Source organism: Pedobacter sp. A2324 (assembly GCF_059693705.1).
The window spans coordinates 1,121,602-1,140,799 of sequence record NZ_JCASSK010000001.1 but is presented as its reverse complement, the minus strand read 5'-3'; the positions used below and the strand labels follow the sequence as shown (position 1 = coordinate 1,140,799).

General features: G+C 40.0%; 14 protein-coding genes. 11 read left to right on the top strand and 3 right to left on the bottom strand.

The window, feature by feature from the left end; translation table 11 throughout:
• The first annotated feature begins 28 nt into the window (after window positions 1-28).
• Window positions 29-313 carry a hypothetical protein gene (locus AC570I_RS04680; protein WP_497404574.1) on the top strand — a complete coding sequence of 95 codons (285 nt, stop codon included), beginning with the start codon at window positions 29-31 and terminating at the stop codon, window positions 311-313.
• 45 nt (window positions 314-358) lie between these two features.
• On the opposite strand, the gene AC570I_RS04675 is transcribed toward AC570I_RS04680, so the two are convergent.
• Window positions 359-1,489 (bottom strand): DUF3800 domain-containing protein, encoded by a 1,131-nt coding sequence (locus AC570I_RS04675; RefSeq protein WP_497404573.1) that lies wholly within the window; start codon window positions 1,487-1,489, stop codon window positions 359-361.
• Window positions 1,490-2,006: 517 nt separating this feature from the next.
• Here AC570I_RS04675 and AC570I_RS04670 point away from each other — a divergent pair.
• The 4 genes from AC570I_RS04670 to AC570I_RS04655 all read left to right on the top strand — a co-directional run bounded on the left by AC570I_RS04670 (window position 2,007) and on the right by AC570I_RS04655 (window position 7,310).
• Window positions 2,007-2,471 (top strand): hypothetical protein, encoded by a 465-nt coding sequence (locus tag AC570I_RS04670; RefSeq protein ID WP_497404572.1) that lies wholly within the window; start codon window positions 2,007-2,009, stop codon window positions 2,469-2,471.
• Window positions 2,472-2,657: 186 nt separating this feature from the next.
• Window positions 2,658-3,305, top strand: coding sequence for a hypothetical protein (locus AC570I_RS04665; RefSeq protein WP_497404571.1), 648 nt, complete (start codon window positions 2,658-2,660; stop codon window positions 3,303-3,305).
• Window positions 3,306-3,699: 394 nt separating this feature from the next.
• Complete coding sequence (locus AC570I_RS04660; protein WP_497404570.1) at window positions 3,700-6,237, top strand: sacsin N-terminal ATP-binding-like domain-containing protein; 2,538 nt, start codon at window positions 3,700-3,702, stop codon at window positions 6,235-6,237.
• The gene (locus tag AC570I_RS04655) at window positions 6,234-7,310 is read left to right on the top strand and encodes an AlbA family DNA-binding domain-containing protein (RefSeq protein WP_497404569.1); all 1,077 of its coding nucleotides are present in this window, start codon (window positions 6,234-6,236) and stop codon (window positions 7,308-7,310) included. The genes AC570I_RS04660 and AC570I_RS04655 overlap by 4 nt, the downstream gene beginning before the upstream one ends.
• Window positions 7,311-7,585: 275 nt before the next feature.
• Here the strand turns inward: AC570I_RS04655 and AC570I_RS04650 are convergent, their stop codons facing one another.
• Window positions 7,586-8,866, bottom strand: a complete 1,281-nt coding sequence (locus AC570I_RS04650) for a hypothetical protein (protein WP_497404568.1) — start codon at window positions 8,864-8,866, stop codon at window positions 7,586-7,588.
• Between the two features lie 91 nt (window positions 8,867-8,957).
• Here AC570I_RS04650 and AC570I_RS04645 point away from each other — a divergent pair, with 91 nt between their 5' ends.
• Window positions 8,958-9,647, top strand: a complete 690-nt coding sequence (locus AC570I_RS04645) for a hypothetical protein (protein ID WP_497404567.1) — start codon at window positions 8,958-8,960, stop codon at window positions 9,645-9,647.
• Window positions 9,648-9,817: 170 nt separating this feature from the next.
• Here the strand turns inward: AC570I_RS04645 and cobA are convergent, their stop codons facing one another.
• The gene (cobA, locus tag AC570I_RS04640; protein ID WP_497404566.1) at window positions 9,818-10,597 is read right to left on the bottom strand and encodes a uroporphyrinogen-III C-methyltransferase; all 780 of its coding nucleotides are present in this window, start codon (window positions 10,595-10,597) and stop codon (window positions 9,818-9,820) included.
• Between the two features lie 264 nt (window positions 10,598-10,861).
• Between cobA and nirB the strand changes: the two genes are divergently transcribed.
• The 5 genes from nirB to AC570I_RS04615 are packed head-to-tail and all read left to right on the top strand — an operon-like array spanning window position 10,862 to window position 19,196.
• Window positions 10,862-13,369, top strand: coding sequence for a nitrite reductase large subunit NirB (nirB, locus tag AC570I_RS04635; RefSeq protein ID WP_497404565.1), 2,508 nt, complete (start codon window positions 10,862-10,864; stop codon window positions 13,367-13,369).
• Window positions 13,370-13,417: 48 nt separating this feature from the next.
• Window positions 13,418-13,762, top strand: coding sequence for a nitrite reductase small subunit NirD (nirD, locus tag AC570I_RS04630; RefSeq protein WP_497404564.1), 345 nt, complete (start codon window positions 13,418-13,420; stop codon window positions 13,760-13,762).
• A 57-nt stretch (window positions 13,763-13,819) separates the two neighbouring features.
• Entirely contained in the window at window positions 13,820-14,215 is a 396-nt protein-coding gene (locus tag AC570I_RS04625) for a hypothetical protein (RefSeq protein WP_497404563.1), read from the top strand.
• 32 nt (window positions 14,216-14,247) lie between these two features.
• The gene (locus tag AC570I_RS04620; protein WP_497404562.1) at window positions 14,248-15,615 is read left to right on the top strand and encodes an MFS transporter; all 1,368 of its coding nucleotides are present in this window, start codon (window positions 14,248-14,250) and stop codon (window positions 15,613-15,615) included.
• 32 nt (window positions 15,616-15,647) lie between these two features.
• Window positions 15,648-19,196 (top strand): molybdopterin-dependent oxidoreductase, encoded by a 3,549-nt coding sequence (locus AC570I_RS04615; protein ID WP_497404561.1) that lies wholly within the window; start codon window positions 15,648-15,650, stop codon window positions 19,194-19,196.
• The last annotated feature ends 2 nt before the right edge of the window (window positions 19,197-19,198 follow it).

The following is a 19,198-nucleotide window of genomic DNA, read 5'->3' as shown; positions in this document are numbered from 1 at the left end:
TGCCAAATATTTCATTAATTTAGAAATTTTGAGAAATATATCAACAAATATCATCGAAGAATTCGCCACAAAGCATTCCCGGAAATGCAATCATATCAATTTTAGAATTCATGTGACCGAATCCAACCGCAGTAACATATTGACTGAATTGACACCATTTCTGCCCATCGTTACCACAGGTTCAGATTTGAATATCTTTGGATCGATTGCCAGAAAGAATGCACCAAAATTAGCGAGGTTGACTGGACGCTGTTCATCGATGGACCAGTTGTACCGCATTTCCAGGCAGATGAAACCATCAGAGCTGGTCTGAACCATTGCTGGACTTCAAAGAACCTGTAGTGGGATGCCCTTAGAGTTATTTTTTGATTCTTTTATTATTGCTATTGAACTCCTCAACTTGCTTAAGCATGTGGTTCGCAAATTTTTTACCAATCCCAACGGTTGATTCACGAGAGAATTGGAGTAATCTGTTCAAGGCTGTTACGCCGAAATCAAATTCATGAGAGTACGGTTGTAAATAAACGTTAGGCTCAGGAATTATACAAAGATTATTTGGTGAAGGGATAAATTTATTCCAATGCTTTTTAATCTCGATGGAAAGATCATCATTTGGATTCTTTAATGTCCAATAAATTGATGATGCAAAAAGATCGGCCATCTGGAGTCCTTTAAGATCTCTGGATTTTCTAAATTCAAGTGGTTTACTCAATGAAAAATTCATTGCCGTTTCCCCATATCCAAAAGGATCCCAATATTTGATCTCTGCATCAACTTGGTGAAAGAGCATGTTGTCGGCAACAGCTTCCCTTAATGGCACCGATTCGTCGGCTATGACTTCTAAAGCGCCTTTTTCCATACTCCAAAGACAAAGCAAACCATGTAAGGCCGTCTGAGCTAGATCCAGTATCCAGTAATCAAATTCCCCATTGATTGTGATTTCGTTTAAAATTGTTTCCCGATGCAAAACAGTAAATTCCGCTATCATTGAAATCAAATCACCTGGGGTGTTCTTAGTCTTTAAAAATTGAAACAGGCCATTTTGGTTGTTTCCCCTGATCAGTTCCTGAAACGTCCAAAAGACATCTTCCGCTTTATTCTGGTTAGTTTCGAAAGCAACATATACCAAATTCGCGATAAACCGATGAAATTGAAACCGGTAAAATGCAGAATTATAGTCTGAAACCGTTGGTTCAAATACGTATTCATAGTATTTACAAGCTAAAGCATATTTCTTGTGGTGAAAAACAATTTTCACTTGATTTGAAAAACCTTCAAATAATTCAATTATGGCCTTTTTGCCATAGGGGCTGCGTACCCAGTTCGCTCCTTTAGGCTCACCTTGCAGCCGATATTTAGCTTTTGCCTGATCAATGAAGTCACAGGCATCCTTCTCCTCGATATCTAAGGCAGCATAAACAAAATAGGGTTGATTTTCTTCCAGAAGGTTATAACCGGTGTATCCAGCTTCATCACAATAGATGGGCATAATAGATCATCATAATTAGTAACAGAGTTTTTTTAAGGACATGAACTAATATAATCCGTTTTACTCAACCCTTCAAATTAAAAAAGAAAAAGCATCAGTGATCGGAAATTCTATGACATACCTAAATGTTCCAAGACATTAATAAAGTAAGTCATTGTAACATTAGATTATTATTGACATATAACCAAAGCAAAGGCATAAAATCTGCCATCAATCACATATTGAGACCGTTCACTCACATTAAAAAGAATGCAACAGCGCGTGTTGAATCATTTTAATGTTGACATGGTAATTAAATTCGTTAAACACTTAATACCTTTCTTGATACATTCTGCAATTCCGCAGAAATATACAGAAAAGACTAGGTTAACTTACCATATATCTACACGCCTTTCTAAGGCGCTCAGACGAATGGATAAGGGGATTTCTCAAGATAAATTTCTAAAGAAATCCGTTTAATCGATAATAGTGCTTTTCCAATTTAAATCCTTAAACTTGCAACACAACGCTCCCACACATGAACAAAACAATTATTGCCATCTATGGAAGACAGGCAGAGGGCAAATCCTCAACCATCAAGCTAGCCTTTCAATTTTTAACCTCTAAATACCCTAACGCTATCTTCACCAAGAACCTAGACATGTCTGGTGACATTTTAACGGTGGTAGACCTTAATGGAATTAAAATTGGCTTTGAAAGCCAGGGAGATCCCAATTCCAGAATAATCACACATGATACCTTGCGGCGACTTGCAGATCTGGATTTCGACCAGGAGATGGGAGGTTGCGATATTATCATATGCGCAACAAGAACAGAAGGCAAGACTGTAGAGAAAGTCGACCACATCGCAGCTACCTTTGATTATTTCACTTTATGGATGAGCAGCTTTTGGTCACCCGGACTAAATCATAAGATCCTAAATGAAAAGGCAGCATGGAATATCATCGATATGATTACCTCGCTTATGCTTGGTCAACTCTAGCAACATTTTAGAACTTATAATTTCGCAAGTAACTAAAGCTAAATATTGGATGGCATGCCCATTCCAATCATAACGTACCATTCCTCATTTGCGCTAAAAAAAGCTTCCATACAAGCAGATTAGCGATGCTTTGAAACGAAAAACTCCCAAACAACCTAGTACTAAAAAAATAATAATATTTATCCCATGTACGCCAAAAAATACCTAAACCTGATTCCCCAAGAGAGGGAACTTTGTCTCCAGGCTTCCTATCATGAGGCGGGACATGCCCTTGCTGCCTATCTCGTAGGATGGAAAGTCAAGCATTGCCGGTTGGATATAGACAGTTACGGCCTGCTAAAGCGTGGTGCAACACCATATATCAAGGACGAGGATGAAGATGTATTTCAAGCGGTATTGGATTATAAAGCTTATCCTTACCTATTTGATAATCTGTCACCAGAACAAAAAGAAACCATTAGCGAAGTAATTACCAAAAGATTGGCAGTGTTAATTTCAGGACCGGCAGCCCAGGTAAGGTATACAGATGATCGTGAGGTGAATTTTACCGACCTTGTAAATAGCGAAGGAGACTACAGAATCTTTCAGATCATAACTGAATTCACCAAGCTAAAGCCAGAATACAATGGTGATTCAATCGAAGAGATAATTAAAACGGCAAATACGATCTTCTCAGATCGAAAATTCTGGCTAAACATCTGCGTTCTCCAAAATGCGCTCCTTGAAGATGATGATCTTTATCTTAGTAAAGACGAAGTGGAAGAGGTATTCGAAGCCAATGGCCTATTTGAGATCATCGAAAATGTGGATAGGGAAAATGATGTTGAAGATTAATCCAATCGCCTTTGATCGCTGACATAACGGTCCAACCTCAAGATAGATTGAAGCTATTAAGGTAAAAAAAATGCTAATCCACCGTAAATGTCAAATGTATTTTAATGTGCACTTCCAAAATTCAGACCAGTTAAAAGTAAAACTGTAGAGGAGTAGTTCAAGATTTCTTGGAAGAGAAATTTCGATGTGAGAAAAATTAGCGTAATTTAGAAGAGAATTAACGTATCCTCAAAATGAATTGCCAACTGCAAACAAAATCCTGCATTTTTCTTGCACTGTCAACTGGCTTGCTGCATTCAGGTAACATCAAGCTGTCTATTCAAGATACTGTCAGTTCCAAACAGTCCCATTTTTAGTAATAGTTATTAGAATAAATTTAAACCGCTCCAGTTCAATGACCAGTTATAAGCAAAAATTACAAGATTCCGAAAACCGGGCTCACGACAAAAATACAGCAACTAAAATATCCAAAGAGCTTACAGATCTTCAATCAACAGCTGAGGAATCTCCGCTTACCCCAAGAAGATGGGTATGGGAGCTTATTCAGAATGCGAAAGATGTACATCACGATCAAGGGGTAAATATCCAAATTGATTTCAATCCACACGGTAAAGAACCTGCTCTGATATTCAGGCACAACGGAAAACCTTTCACAGCCGAAGACATCAGATTTCTTATAGAACAGACATCAAGTAAGGATCGCAAGATAGGCGAAAATGGCCGTAGAGATGTAACTGGGAAATTTGGAACAGGTTTTCTTGCCACTCACCTTCTATCTGAAATTGTCGACATTGAGGCGGTGGCGAAAGAGCCGGAACTTGATTACCGAAAATTCAAACTCAGGCTGGATAGGAGCAACTATAACGATATCGATTATATCATGGATGCAGTCAGAATTGCGCTTCAATCGGTAGCAGACCTGGACACCCTACCAATTCTGGAAAATTATGAGAAAAACGATCTCAATACCTCTTTTACTTATCACCTAATCGATCCCTTAAGTATTAATACGGCCAATAAAGGGATCGCAGATCTAATCAAAACCATTCCATACGCGCTTGCATTTGTAGCAGATATTGAATCCGTTGAACTCACTCAAACAGGAGACGTTTATCTGAATGAAAAACCAGAAAATCTGGATCTGGATACCATCATAGAAACCATAACCATAAAACATGTGGATTTTACTGGCTCAGTTGAAGAATACAAAATAGCAAAGCTTTCCAAGGGGCATACCAGCATTGCTATTCGCATTGAGGAAAAAGATGATTGCATCTACGTACGACCCTTTGAAGAAGGCATCCCAAAACTATTTTGCGACTTCCCATTAATCGGGACAGAGGTCTTCGAATTCCCGGCCATAATCAATAACCCCAACTTTACCCCAACCGACCCTAGGGATGGCGTATACCTAACACAAAACACTAAAGGATTACAGCACATTGAGGAGAATAAAGCTATTATTAAAGACGCTATCCAACTGTACTATCAATTACTGGACTTCGCTTCCAAAGCCAAATGGAAGGATATACACCTTCTGGCAAAAGTGAAGAGTGTTTCTGAACAGGTAAAATGGCTTTACAAAGACTGGTATAACCAGTTTGTGCTGGAACCGATCAGAGAAAAACTATTATACCTTCCGATCGTAAAAAACGCACAGCATGAACTCAAATCCATCCTGACGGAGGAAGATGGACACTACATGTGGTTCCCTTCCTCTTTAAAAAAAGAAATCAGGCAGCAGTTATGGGAGATTGGGTATTACTGGTTTCCAAATTGTCTACCAGAAAAATCCGAGATCGATCTATGGTACAATCTAATCTGGAAAGAATGCGGAAGGCTGACATTGGAACAATTGGCAAAGTTTATCAAAACCCATCAGACATTATCGCAGCTCCAAAAAGTGCTTACTGATATTGAGGCTACCGCATGGCTGAATCTTTTTTATGAACTGCTAAATTTAGATGAGAGCGAGAAATACAGCATATTGGATAAATATCCAATTGTTCCAGATCAAAATGGTGAGCTCACAAAAAAAGCCCTTTTATCAGAAGAGGTTGGCGATATCCCAGAAACATTTAAAGATATACTCTCATTATTCAGAAATGATATCCGTTCGGAGTTAAAACATCCTGAGGTAGAGATGGATCTGGATGAACGCGCTATTGATTTAGCACACGTTGTGATGTTAATAAACAAAGAAGTAGAGGAAAAAACCAATGATAGGGCGACTTCTAAAAATTATAGGGAAGCTTTCAACAAACTTCTGATCTACTTTAAAAATTCTCCTGAAACTGCCAGGACATTATTTCCACGACTTTACTCCAGCAAGCATATCCTTTATGACGATGAGCAGATTCTTGAAAATATCGATAAGGCAGAACAGCTTACCAACCTTCTGGCCGAATTCAACCTCGAATCCCCTGATGCGATAAGAGACATTCTGATTGCCCAACAGGGGCCATCAACAAGCTTTCCTATTTTACCTGTTACGCAGGAAATATTGGCCAGCATGGGAATAAGCTCACCAGAAGAATGGGCAATAGCGCTGCAAGACAAGGATATCAAAATGATATTTGATCATGAATCTGTCCCTACAACAGACATGTATCTCTGGGCCCAGTCTCACATCAAAAACGCAAAACGAAGTGTAGTGGACCATTTAGAATCTTTGGATGACTATGATTGTACCTTCATGGAAAATGAAACAGCCGATACGGTGCTATCGGGGATAATGAAGAACGGTAGGGAAATTTATGTTGTCTTCAGACCTGCCTACAAAGGAGAAGTGATTATCTATTCACAATCGGAGCGATCAACCTTACTTGAAATAGGTGCGGAACTGTGGGTTGATGATGGAGAGAGCGTTTTTGAGGTAACATTAGGCCAATTGATACATGCCACAGAAATTAAGAAGTTTCCCATCCTATGAACATCGATACATTAAATTTAGCAGAAACATTAGGTCAACCAGAAAGCGATCACCTGGCCTACCAAGCCGTTCTGCCACCGGCAAGAACATTGGCTAAAATCGTAAGCGCTTTCGCCAATTCCAATGGAGGCACTATTGTTTTAGGCGTATTAGTACATCCTAAATTTAGGGTTATCGGTTTAAGCGATGATTTCAGAGCCAATGAGGTATTAAAAAAGGCTTTAGGGATGCTTTCGTCCATGCCAGATATCAAATTTGGATACCGGGAATATGAGCAGGTACAGCTTTATGTGATTTTAATTGGGCGTTCTTCGCAGCCCATAAGCATTGATGAGAAAATCTTCATCCGTAAAGACCATAACATTATCCTTTCTAACCCTTCTAAGATAACACTGATTAGCGCCCATCCAAGCATTAAAGCATTTTCGCAAACGCTACTGGGATTTGAGCGATCCTGCTCAGATTCATTTTCCAGATTAATAGATCATTATAAAAGCGTGACGATCCTCTTAGCCGATATGGAAAACAAATTATATCCCAGTGGAATTGAAAACCTCACGGATAACAAAGAAGGCAAAATTCTAATCAAAATGCTGTTTTCCTCCTGTGCAGATAATTTTGAGAATTACCTAGCCGACTTACTCTATGAAATTTATCTGGGTAATTCATCGGTTCTTAAATCGGCTGACAATGTAGTTTCGGTAAAGGAAGTATTGGAATGTGAAGATATTCCGGACTTCATCGCAACCTTCGCCAGGAAAAAAGTAGGTAAGCTGCAAAGAGGAAATGTGAAAGGTTTTTTAACAGATACCAAACAGATCAGCGACCTGGAGGCATTGACAAAGATACAAATCAAGCAAATCGAGGAGATTTTACAAATACGACATCTCTATGTGCACAAGAACGGAATTGTTGATGACAAATTTTTGGAATATTTTCATGGAAAATACACGCTCCATCAACCGCACCAGATCAGTATTAAAACATTTTTATTTTATTTCGATTATTTGATAACAGTTGGGTACGATATCGACAAGGCCGCGATAAAAAAATACAACCTATCCAACAGTTAAAAAAACGCCATACACCAAGGCTATTTTTGTATTTACAAAAAAGCTTTGATCCAAATATCAGAATCAGCATGTCAGGTAAATAATAATAAATAACTTAAAAATAAACTGCAATCAAGTTCATTTATTAACAACATCAATGATGCAGAAACATTGCATTGAGCAGAGGAAAGATCCTAATTACCGGCCAACCGATATTACTGACCATTTTACTGACGAGTGAAAGGGAAATTAAAGATACTTCTCTAATGAGGCAGTCTATGGCCGCCTTGTTACTTCTAGGGAATGAAAGTCTTATCCGCAAGCTTCCAATAGCTCATGCCGGCTTTAAAAAGACAGGGTATCTGCTTATCCCATTGTGTTCCGGCACAGTTTTCCTCAATTAAATCAATGTTTTTAATTCTAGAGATCCTGTCACAAATCGGGAATCGGATACATTGTTTTTCTCCATTCTCTTCTTTCAATCTGGCATGAATCAGTTCCAGGGATAAAAGAATTCCTGTTTCCGTCAATGGCTTACCATCCCTACCCAAGGGTACCACTAGATCATTATCCGCTGAATCAATCGCCGGGTAGCTATAAAATTCCAGCAGTTCGTCCAGATCCTCTAGCTTACTCAAATCACGTTCATAAATAAAACCCAAAAGCGTCGAATCGCCCGCCTCCGCTTCGTACTTACAATTATCGATCACTTGGTTCATGTGCACCGGTCTATACCCTAGCAAGGCTTCCAGGCGTTCAATAAAATCATTCATCAGAATCTGCATCATCTTTGCATGAGTCATTTGCACACTGTTGAACGTTCTAGTATATTGAGTCATGTACCTTCGAAATAGTGGAATACCATGATCTTGCGCATCGACAGACCTGAGAATATCAAAAAACGCAACACCCGGATTATCAAAGAACAAAGCGATATAGCAGATCGAAATCAATAACTTTTTATTTTCTCTGATTTCAGGCCTGATCTCGTTACAGATTAACTGCGCCGCCTGGTAAGGGACTTCACTATGAGATAAGTCTGGATTGAAGAGCGATTGGACAAGGTGGGCCATGCTTTCCATTACACAGGTATACCCAAATTTGAAACCATCATTTAAAGCTCTTTGAAGCGTAAAATCGTATACACCGATATTAACCGAACAATCATTTGTTCTGGCTGATTCAATATCTGCAAGGTTGACATTTACCGCATCGACGCTGGCGTCCTGATAGAATTTGCTGCCGGCTTTGGCTTGTAATTCGTTTCTAAATTCAACCTCGCCCACCGCCGCTTCGTGCAGGACAGGTAACGAAAGAGTTGAATGGGAATCAACATAGCCTCGGTATAAAAACAGATTATTTAAAAAATACCAATTGGTTTTCAGACCATAGGGTGTGGTGATCTGCTGCAGATAGTGAATATACTCATGTATGAATGAGGCATGATCTCTTTTGTTGAGTTGTTTAAGTGTGCCATTCTGGACGGGGGAATGGCCTTTCAAATACATATGGAAGAACCTTGTTTCATATTTGTTGGTCCTCCCGTTAATCAGGCTATCATATTCGCTATTACTCATTTTTCAATTTAAAGATAATCTTAAAGATTTGCGGAAATTAACTGTTTTGTAGTAAAATAAAGGTAGAATTTTTAGCAATTTTGCTATTTGTATGGAAATTATCAAAAAGGAATTTGTCGGTGAAGGTGGTACACACTTTGTTTACCGATGCGAAGTGATTGGAAAAAATTATCTGATACCGTTAGTTTTGAAAATCTTTAAAAATCCTTTGAGTAGTAATGCCGACAATGAAATACAAAGTTACCAGGCGATGAGAGATCTTGGCATGCCTACACTTACCTTATTGGAACAGGTCCAATTTAAAGGAGGGCCTGCATTAATTGGCCAATACCTCAACAGTGGCGATTGGATTTTCGTATCGCCAAACCACGTCATCACAGACACAGACCGACGATTGGACGAAATGTATCCAGGCAAACTAAGCAAACAATTCAAAGTTGTGGCCGAACAAGAATTGTATGACAACAAACTAGAGGGCATCGAAAACCTTAAAGAATTCATCAAGACCTTGCTCACCGAAATAAAAGCTGCCAGTGAAGCAAAGTATCACCTCAATTTTGACAGTTACTTTTTCGGTGTAATTAAAAATCGAAAAAACTCTCCACTACGTTATGTCGTGGGGGATTTCGGCGACATCAATCACTGCCCGGACTGGACCACTGATGAGCTTTATGAAAATAACGTATCGCAGATCAAAGATGCATTATTAGCATTTGGGATGCATTTCATAGTAGAAAAAAATCGAAAAGAGTATGAAGGTCAGATCAAAGCATTTGCCTGATTTAACGGATGAATTAAGCCTAAATACTTTCTTCAATCCTCCATATATATTTAAAAGCTATTTGAATCAATTTTGTCTATAATAGATCCATAAATTTATTTTGTCCTTGAACATATAAGATGGCATATTCGTTATCAAATAATAATTGTTAAAGCTGTCAAAGAGGTTATTTAAGCACTATATAGCATTTCCAAACGCTGTGCGCTTTGTTGTTGAGCGGCTACAATTTCCCTTGCCCTAACCACATCTCCAATAATGATAATGGCAGGATGTGCCAACCCTTCTTTTAAAGCCATTTGCTGAATATCTTGAACCTCGCAGATGCCTTGCCTCTGCTGTGGCAATGTAGCATGTTGAATAATTGCTGCCGGTGTTGTTCCTAACCCCGCGAGCTTATATGCTGAGGAAATTTCTGCCAGTTTTTTCATCCCCATATAGATCACAACTGTTGCCGTAGTTTTCATGGCGCAGGCTAGATCTTTCGAAAGGCTTCCGTCTTTTTTCGTTCCGGTAATGATCCAAACACTTTCACTAATTCCACGATGGGTTAAGGGAACATCAATGAAACCTGAGCCTTGCATGCTACTTATGCCTGGAATATATTGCACTTTAACGCCATGTGCTTCTGCAAACAACAATTCTTCAAAGCCCCTTCCAAAAATAAAAGGATCGCCACCCTTTAAACGTACCACCACCCGGTGAGATTGAGCATATTCAACAATTAGTTCATTAATTTCTTGTTGAGGCGTACAGTTTTTGTAAGGTTTTTTCCCAACATAAATCATTTTACATCCCTTTGGCGCAATTTCGAGCAATTTCGCATTACTTAAATTGTCATAAAGTACAACTTCTGCACTTTTTAGCACATTATATGCTTTTATCGTTAACAATTCTGGATCCCCAGGGCCCGCCCCCATTATAAACAGCTTAGTATCGTTTATTTTATGCATGTTTTCGATATTTATTTCATTAATAATAAATAAAAGTGAACAAAAATTATCAAATACTAGAATATTTTATGATAAAAATCATATTTAAATTGATTTTATCATTTTAAAAAGTATATTTGGATATCTAAAATCATATAATTATCAGTAAATGTTAATTTTTAAGCCATATTTACTTAAATAAATAGACTATAAAACTTAATAGACACAGAAAACGAATAAAATTTCAAGAAAAACAAGGTAAAAGTTCATAATCACTAAAAAACCATGAATAAAGTAAAAGTTATCGTTATCGGAAATGGAATGGTCGGCTATAAATTCTGCGAAAAGCTTAAATCCAAATCAGATTCATTCAAACTAATTGTTTTTGGAGAAGAACCCAGAAGGGCTTACGACCGTGTACATTTGAGTGAATATTTTAATGGGAAATCGGCTGAGGATTTATCGATGTCAACATCATCCTGGTATGAAGAACAAGAGATCGATTTATATTTAAATAATCCTGTTACCGGCATTGATAGAATGGCTAAAACAGTTTCTACTTTATCAGGAGAGATTTTTGATTACGATTTTTTGGTATTTGCTACGGGTTCTGCTGCGTTTGTACCTAATATTAAAGGAATAGAAAAGGAAGGTGTGTTTGTGTATCGAACAATTGATGACCTTGATTTAATTGCAGATTACTCAAAAAATGCAAAAAGAGCTTCGGTTATTGGCGGAGGTTTATTAGGACTGGAAGCTGCAAAGGCTTTGATTGATTTGGGAATCGAGCAAACCAGCATCATTGAATTTGCACCCCGACTGATGCCCAGACAGATCGATCTGGCAGGAAGTGAAATGCTGAAATCCATGTTAATCAATCTTGGTTTGCAAATCCATCTAAATAAAAACACAAGCAGCATAGAGGGCGAGGCTAATATCAGTGGATTAAAATTTAGTGATGATACTGAAATGGATGTTGATATGCTTGTAATCTCAGCTGGAATTAAACCAAGAGACGAACTGGCTAGGCAATGTGGAATTGCAGTTGGTCCCAGAGGAGGAATTGTAGTTGACACTGAAATGCAAACCAATGACCCTTGTGTTTTCGCGATTGGTGAATGTGCACTCTATGAGGAAATGATTTATGGTCTCATCGCTCCAGGTTACGAAATGGCTGAAGTGCTTGCATCTAATCTTTGCGCGCAACCTAAATCATTCAAAAGCTTTGATATGAGCACAAAGCTTAAACTTATAGGAATTGATGTCGCCAGTTTTGGCGATCCATTCATCAATGAGCCGGATTGCCGGACCATTGTTTTCGAGAATAAACATAAAGGAATTTATAAAAGAATAAACATTAGTAATGACGGGCAGTATCTTTTAGGAGGTATTTTAATTGGTGAGGCAACAGCATACAACATGCTGTTGCAAACCAGTGTAAACCGAATTGTGCTAACTGAAAATCCCGAAGAGTTGATTTTAGGCACCCGGGGCGGAGAACAAACTGGTGCGGGGATAACGAATTTACCAGATGATGCCTTAATCTGTAGCTGTGAAGGGGTAACAAAAGGCGATATCTGCAATGCGGTTAGCGGGCTGGGCTGCGAAACGCTGGACGGACTGAAGAAATGTACCAAAGCGGGAACCGGTTGTGGTGGTTGCGTGCCGATGGTAAAAGATTTAATGCTCGATAGTTTGAAAGCGCAAGGTAAATATGTTAGAAATGTGATTTGCGAACATTTTAAGTATAGCCGTCAGGAGTTATATGACTTAATTCACATTCACGGACTAAAGAGCTATGATGAGGTACTAAGTAAGCTAGGTGAGTCTGATGGTTGCGAAATATGCAAGCCTTTAGTATCCTCACTTCTGGCAAGCCTTTGGAACGAGATGATCCTTAAAAAGGGTAATGATACCGCTCAGGATAGCAACGATAGATTTTTGGCCAACATCCAGAAAGGCGGCTCCTATTCTGTTGTTCCGCGAGTACCGGGAGGGGAAATTACGCCAGAAAAGCTCATTGTCATTGGCGAGGTAGCCAAAAAGTACAACCTCTATACCAAAATTACAGGTGGTCAAAGAATCGATATGTTCGGTGCGCACTTGAATGATTTACCTGTGATATGGGAAGAATTGATTGCTGCAGGTTTTGAAAGTGGTCATGCGTATGGCAAAGGACTAAGAACGGTAAAAAGTTGCGTGGGTAGTACCTGGTGCCGGTTTGGACTGCATGACAGTGTTAGTTTTGCCATTCGTATTGAGGAAAGATACCGCGGCATCAGGGCACCGCACAAATTCAAATCTGCAGTTAGTGGCTGCATTCGTGAATGCGCTGAGGCGCAAAGCAAAGATTTTGGGATCATCGCCACAGAGAAAGGCTGGAACCTCTATGTATGTGGTAATGGAGGCAGCAAGCCGCAACATGCCTTACTGCTGGTTTCAGATGTGGATAGCGAAACCTGTATCAAATACATCGACCGCTTTCTCATGTTCTATATTAGAACAGCCGACCCTTTAACACGCACGGCAACCTGGCTTAATAAAATGGATGGCGGAATTGATTACCTGCGAAATGTAGTGGTAAATGACAGTTTGGGCATGGCAGAAAAATGGGAAGCTGAGATTGAAAAGCTGGTCGAAACCTACAAATGCGAATGGAAAGAGGCCGTCGAAAATCCAGCAATCAGAAAACGCTTTTCTCACTTTGTCAATGCACCCCAAGAAAAAGACCCGACAATTGAATTTGTAGAAATGAGAGGACAGAAACGTACTCCAGAATGGAAAGCAATCTAACCAAATATAAAATCAACCAAGAATCATCAAAACCCTGAACTAAAAATTATGATAGAAAAAACAAACAATTGGTTAGCCGCCTGCCAGGTTGAGGATGCAGTAGAGAATGGGGGCGTGTGTGTAAAACACGGAGAAGAGCAAATCGCACTATTCTATTTCACCAGAAGAAATGAGTGGTATGCCACACAAAATGAATGCCCACATAAAAAACAGATGGCCTTAAGCCGCGGCATGATTGGAACTCTTACAGATGAACCTAAAGTAGCTTGTCCTTTTCATAAGAAAAACTTTTCGCTAAAAACAGGTGAATGTTTAAGCGGCGATGAGTGTGCGATTAAAACCTATCCTGTCAAAGTTGAAAATGGAACGGTTTACATTGCGATAAACTCCTGAGCATTTATAAAGCCTTAAACCAGCAATTAACAAGCTAACAAGCTAAAACCAAACTTAATGAAAATCAAAAAACATGCAGCTTTTTTAAGCTGCCTTGCTATTGCTATGCTTTGTTTCCAGGCTAAAGCCCAAACCAATGTCAGCCTGTTCGATGGAACGCTCGTTGCAGGATATGTAGATCACGGTGCTTATATCAATTGTGTTGGACCTAATGTAAAGTTCACTAAAAAGCCTCTTTCAATTTCTGCAGGCCTGCTACCATCGTTGAGAATCAAAGAAGATAAAGTAACGCCTGGGGCAACAAAAAACAGCTTGGTTACACCCAATCTCGGTTTTGGTTTAACCGCTGTAATCCATCACCTGGCCATTCAGTTGCCTTTTTATTATAACACCAAAACAGCGGCAAAGAATGGAGAGTGGAATCTAGGCCTGGGCCTAGGATATAAATTTTAACACGAAGTAATTTAAAATCTAAACCAATTCACATGACTGCTCAAACTACAAATAAACCACTTGAAAAACTCAACATATTTTCATTAAAGGGTGTTCAGATGAAAACTTTTCACATCACCTGGCTTACCTTCTTCTTTTGCTTTTTTGCATGGTTTGGGATGGCGCCGTTAATGAAAATTGCTAGAGAACAATTACATTTAAGCAAAGATCAGGTTGGAAATATCCAGATCGCCTCTGTTTCGGCAACGATTTTGGCCCGCCTTTTAATCGGGAGATTGATTGATAAATTTGGTCCTAAGCTGATTTACACCTGGCTTCTGGTACTTTGTGCAATTCCGGTCTTGCTCATCGGCACAAGCCAATCGTATACCTCATTTTTAATTTTCAGATTAGCCATTGGCATTATTGGAGCATCCTTTGTGATCACTCAATTTCATACCTCAATTATGTTTGCACCTAACATTAAAGGAACTGCAAATGCCACCGCAGGTGGTTTTGGTAATGCAGGAGGTGGTGCAGCGAATGTTTTTATGCCACTTATCGCATCAGCGCTGACAGCGCTGGGTTTCTGCAGTTCTCAGGATAGCTGGCGTTTGGCGATGATCTTCCCCGGAGTAATGCTTTTAGTTTGCGCTTTTTTATATTATCGCTACACGCAGGATAGCCCGCAAGGAGATTTTAAAAACCTGAAAGATGAAACCGTTAAAAGTAGTAAAAACACCTTCTTAATTGCTGCCAAAGATTACCGCACCTGGATTTTAACGATTGCCTATGCAGCCTGCTTTGGTGTGGAAATTACTGTTGATAATTTTGCCCCTATATTTTTTACGGATTCTTTCGGCGCAACCATCGCCATTGCCGGTTTAGTTGCAGGAATTTTTGGCTGGATCAACATTTTCGCCAGGCCAATGGGTGGAATCGTGGCCGATAAAATCGGAAAAACCTGGGGTTTTGATGGAAAGACACTTTTACTTTCCATCTTATTACTTATTGAGGGTATTGGCTTAATCTGGTTTGCAAAATCAGGCAATATTGGCTTGGCCATTTTCATGATGTTCGTTTTTGGTTTAAGTTTAAAAATGGCCAATGGTGCTACCTATAGCCTGGTACCCTTCATCAATCCTCTTGCAGTGGGTAGCGTTGCCGGAATTGTTGGTGCGGGAGGAAATATTGGGGCCATGCTGATCGCTTTTATGTTTAAATCAGAGGCGAGCCATTTGACAAAATCGGTAATTGAAAATGGTCAAACCGTTCAAAAAGACTTAATTGATTATACCCCAGCCTTTACCCTATTGGGCTACATCATCCTGGCGATAGGAATTGCGGTATTTATTTTCAGAACGGTAATGGCGCAAAAACGATCAAAAGTAGAAGAACTTTCACTAGCAGCCAGTAATTAATTTCTCAATCATTATTTAATACTGATCATCCGTTGGAAAAGGAGCACAATACATTAGCCAATAACACCACAACCTGCTGCTACTGCGGTGTAGGTTGTGGTATTGTACTCAGCAAAGATAACCAGGAAAGAATCACAGTTGAAGGCGACAAAAACCATCCAGTAAATAAGGGCATGCTTTGCAGCAAGGGTATGAATTTGCACTACACTGCAAATGACAAAAGTGATCGTCTACTTTATCCAGCCATGCGCTATAACAAAAACATGCCGCTACAAAGGGTAAGCTGGGATAAAGCATTGGAGCGGACCGCTATGGTTTTTAAGGCTTTGATGGAAAAACACGGCCCCGATAGCGTGGCTTTTTATGCTAGCGGGCAATGTTTGACCGAAGAATATTATGTTGTTAATAAATTAATGAAGGGTTTTATCGGTAGCAATAATATCGATACCAACAGCCGTTTATGTATGAGCAGTGCAGTGGTTGGCTACAAAATGAGTTTGGGGGAAGACACTGTTCCAATAAGTTACGACGATATCGAATTGGCCGATTGCATTTTCGTGGCCGGCGCGAACCCGGCCTGGTGCCACCCGATTTTATGGCGGAGAGTTGAAGCTGCGAAAGCGAAAAACCCGAATTTGAAAATCGTTGTCAGCGATCCGCGCAAAACACAAACCTGTTCACTGGCAGATGTGCATCTACAACTCAATCCTGGCACGGACATTACCCTTCACCATGCCATCGGAAGGTGTTTAATTGAAGATGGAAAAATTGATATTGATTTTATCTCAGCAAACACCAATGGTTATGAAAAATATCGTTCGAGAGTCTTTGAAACCTCATTATCAAAAGCTGCCGAGATTTGCGGTATTCAAGAAAGCGATATTCGCAAGGCTGCATCATTTATCGCTCACGCGAAAGGTTTCATATCCATGTGGACCATGGGGCTCAATCAAAGCGTGGTTGGCACCAACAAAAACCTTTCGCTCATTAACCTAAATCTGATTACCGGCCACATTGGTAAACCTGGAAGTGGTCCTTTCTCTCTTACCGGACAGCCAAACGCTATGGGCGGCAGAGAAGTAGGCGGATTGAGCAACTTGCTTCCCGCGCATCGCAATCTAGCCAACGAAAATCATCGCAATGAGGTTGAAAAATTCTGGCAAATCCCCTTGGGAAGTATCCAGGCCAAACCCGGCCTTACCGCAACTGAAATGTTTGATGAACTGAATTCCGGAAAATTAAAGGCCATCTGGATTCTCTGCACCAATCCGCTCATCAGTATGCCCGATGTACGCAAAGCTGAAGAAGGTTTGAAAAAAGCAAAGTTTGTAGTTGTTCAAGACATTAGCAACAAGGTCGAAACATTGAATTACGCTGATGTGGTACTACCAGCAGCAGCCTGGGCCGAAAAAGAAGGCACCATGACCAATGCTGGCCGTTATATTTCGTATTTAAGCAGCGTAATACAAGCACCGGGCGAGGCGTTACCGGATGCAGAAATTATTTGCCGGTTTGCGCAGAAAATGGGTTATGCTGGATTTGATTTCAAAGATTCGTCGGCAATATACGATGAACATGCTGCCTTAACCGAAGGCACTAATATCGATATCAGCGGGCTGAACTACGAAATCCTGAAAGAAAAAAGAGCGGTTCAGTGGCCATATCCTAAAAATGAGAAAGCACTTGGAAGATCCAGATTATTCGAAGACCACAGGTTTTACACCCCAGATGAAAAGGCAAACATTTTGTCCTTTGATGATCAGAATCAATCCGAAGCCCTAACCCCGGAGCACCCGCTTATTTTGACTACTGGACGAATAAGAGATCAATGGCATACCCGCAGCAAAACCGGGAAGGTGAGTAAGCTCAACCAACACATCAGCGAATCTTTTCTGGAAATTCATCCCCAAGATGCGGAAAAAAGGAATATAAAAGAGAATGAAGTGGTTGAGATGTGCAGCTCCAGGGGAAATGTAAGGCTGAAAGCGAAATTTTCAACAGATATTAAACCTGGCGTAGTTTTTATGCCGATGCATTGGGGCAAAATTTCAAAAAGCGATTTAAACCGGGCAAATAACCTGACCAACAACCTTATTGATCCCCTAAGCAAGGAGCCCGATTTTAAATTTACAGCGGTCGAGGTAAAAGCCTATAAAAAGCCCCGTCAGAAAATCATTGTGATTGGTGCTGGGGCCGGGGCTTGCGGTTTTGTGAAAAGCTTCAGGGCTTTAAATCTGGAGGATGATATTGAAATATTCAGCCGGGAAGATCTCCCATTTTATAACCGCGTGCTTCTCCCTGATTATGTAATAGGCACCCTATCCTGGCATAACCTCATCAAAATGACCGAAAGTGAAGAAATTGATTACAGAATCAAACTTCACCGAGGCACAGGAATAGAGAAGATTAATAAAAATGATAAAACTGTTTTGGACAGTAGTGGGATCAGCCACCATTATGACATCCTACTTCTAGCTACAGGAAGCAGGGCTTTCGTGCTTAGGGATCTTCCGCACCTTAAAGGAATTTTTACGATGAGAAGCCGGTATGATGCCGACAGTTTTAAAAAGCATGCACTTGATACTGGTGGTAAAGTAGTTATTGTTGGTGGCGGTTTGCTTGGAATTGAAATGGCAGCCTCATTATCAGACACAGGCTCAAAAGTGGTCATCATTCAGCGGATTTCCAGGTTGATGGGTAGACAGCTCGATGGTTTAGGGAGTCAATTATTGCACGAAGAACTGATTAGCAAGGGCATAGAGATTTTCTACAATGATGAGATTGATCGGGTGCTTGGAGAAAAGAATCTTTCTGGAATACGCTTAAAAAGTGGTTTGTCTATCGATTGCACCTCATTGATTATAGCCATTGGTACGGTACCAAATACAGAATTGATCAAAGATGCAGGCATTGAGTGTAAGAGAGGCGTAGTGGTAGATGAATACTTAAAAACCAGTGAAGAGGATGTTTATGCCATTGGCGAAATCGCTGAATTTAATGGCCAGATGTATGGCATTACCGCTGCCGCCGAGCAACAAGCAGAGATTGTCGCAAGATATTTATGCGGCGACATTGCTAAATTTTACCAGGGCAGTTTACTGATGAATATCCTTAAAATGCATAGCCTGGAATTGTGTTCAATCGGCTTGGCTGAAATGCCGCAAAATGACCCAGCATACGAGGAAATTACTTTTATAGATAGAGCACAGCGTTATTATAAAAAATGCATTGTACACAACGACAGACTTGTTGGGGCAATTTTAATTGGCGATAAAAGTGAGTTTCTGGAATTTAGAAATCTTATTGAAAATAAGATGGAGCTGAGTGAAAAAAGGCTTCAGCTTTTAAGAAGCGGGAAAACTGCCGAGGCTATTATTGGTAAAACTGTTTGCAGTTGTAATAACGTTGGGGAGGGTAATTTAATAAATAAGATAAAGGAAGGTTGCAAGGATCATTTACAGCTTTGCCAGCTAACCGGTGCGGGAATGGGCTGTGGAAGCTGTCGCCCGGAAGTTAAAGCCATTCTTGACTCTTTTGTGAACGTATTAAAAGCAGCTCCCGAGGCTGCATTAGCTGAATAAAC

Bases quoted from the DNA above. Each gene is read 5' to 3' on its own strand.
- AC570I_RS04655 (WP_497404569.1), top strand. From the start codon at position 6,234: ATGAACATCGATACATTAAATTTAGCAGAAACATTAGGTCAACCAGAA.
- AC570I_RS04645 (WP_497404567.1), top strand. From the start codon at position 8,958: ATGGAAATTATCAAAAAGGAATTTGTCGGTGAAGGTGGTACACACTTT.
- AC570I_RS04660 (WP_497404570.1), top strand. From the start codon at position 3,700: ATGACCAGTTATAAGCAAAAATTACAAGATTCCGAAAACCGGGCTCAC.
- AC570I_RS04665 (WP_497404571.1), top strand. From the start codon at position 2,658: ATGTACGCCAAAAAATACCTAAACCTGATTCCCCAAGAGAGGGAACTT.
- AC570I_RS04650 (WP_497404568.1), bottom strand. From the start codon at position 8,866: ATGAGTAATAGCGAATATGATAGCCTGATTAACGGGAGGACCAACAAA.
- AC570I_RS04625 (WP_497404563.1), top strand. From the start codon at position 13,820: ATGAAAATCAAAAAACATGCAGCTTTTTTAAGCTGCCTTGCTATTGCT.
- nirB (WP_497404565.1), top strand. From the start codon at position 10,862: ATGAATAAAGTAAAAGTTATCGTTATCGGAAATGGAATGGTCGGCTAT.
- AC570I_RS04670 (WP_497404572.1), top strand. From the start codon at position 2,007: ATGAACAAAACAATTATTGCCATCTATGGAAGACAGGCAGAGGGCAAA.
- AC570I_RS04620 (WP_497404562.1), top strand. From the start codon at position 14,248: ATGACTGCTCAAACTACAAATAAACCACTTGAAAAACTCAACATATTT.
- AC570I_RS04675 (WP_497404573.1), bottom strand. From the start codon at position 1,489: ATGCCCATCTATTGTGATGAAGCTGGATACACCGGTTATAACCTTCTG.
- nirD (WP_497404564.1), top strand. From the start codon at position 13,418: ATGATAGAAAAAACAAACAATTGGTTAGCCGCCTGCCAGGTTGAGGAT.
- cobA (WP_497404566.1), bottom strand. From the start codon at position 10,597: ATGCATAAAATAAACGATACTAAGCTGTTTATAATGGGGGCGGGCCCT.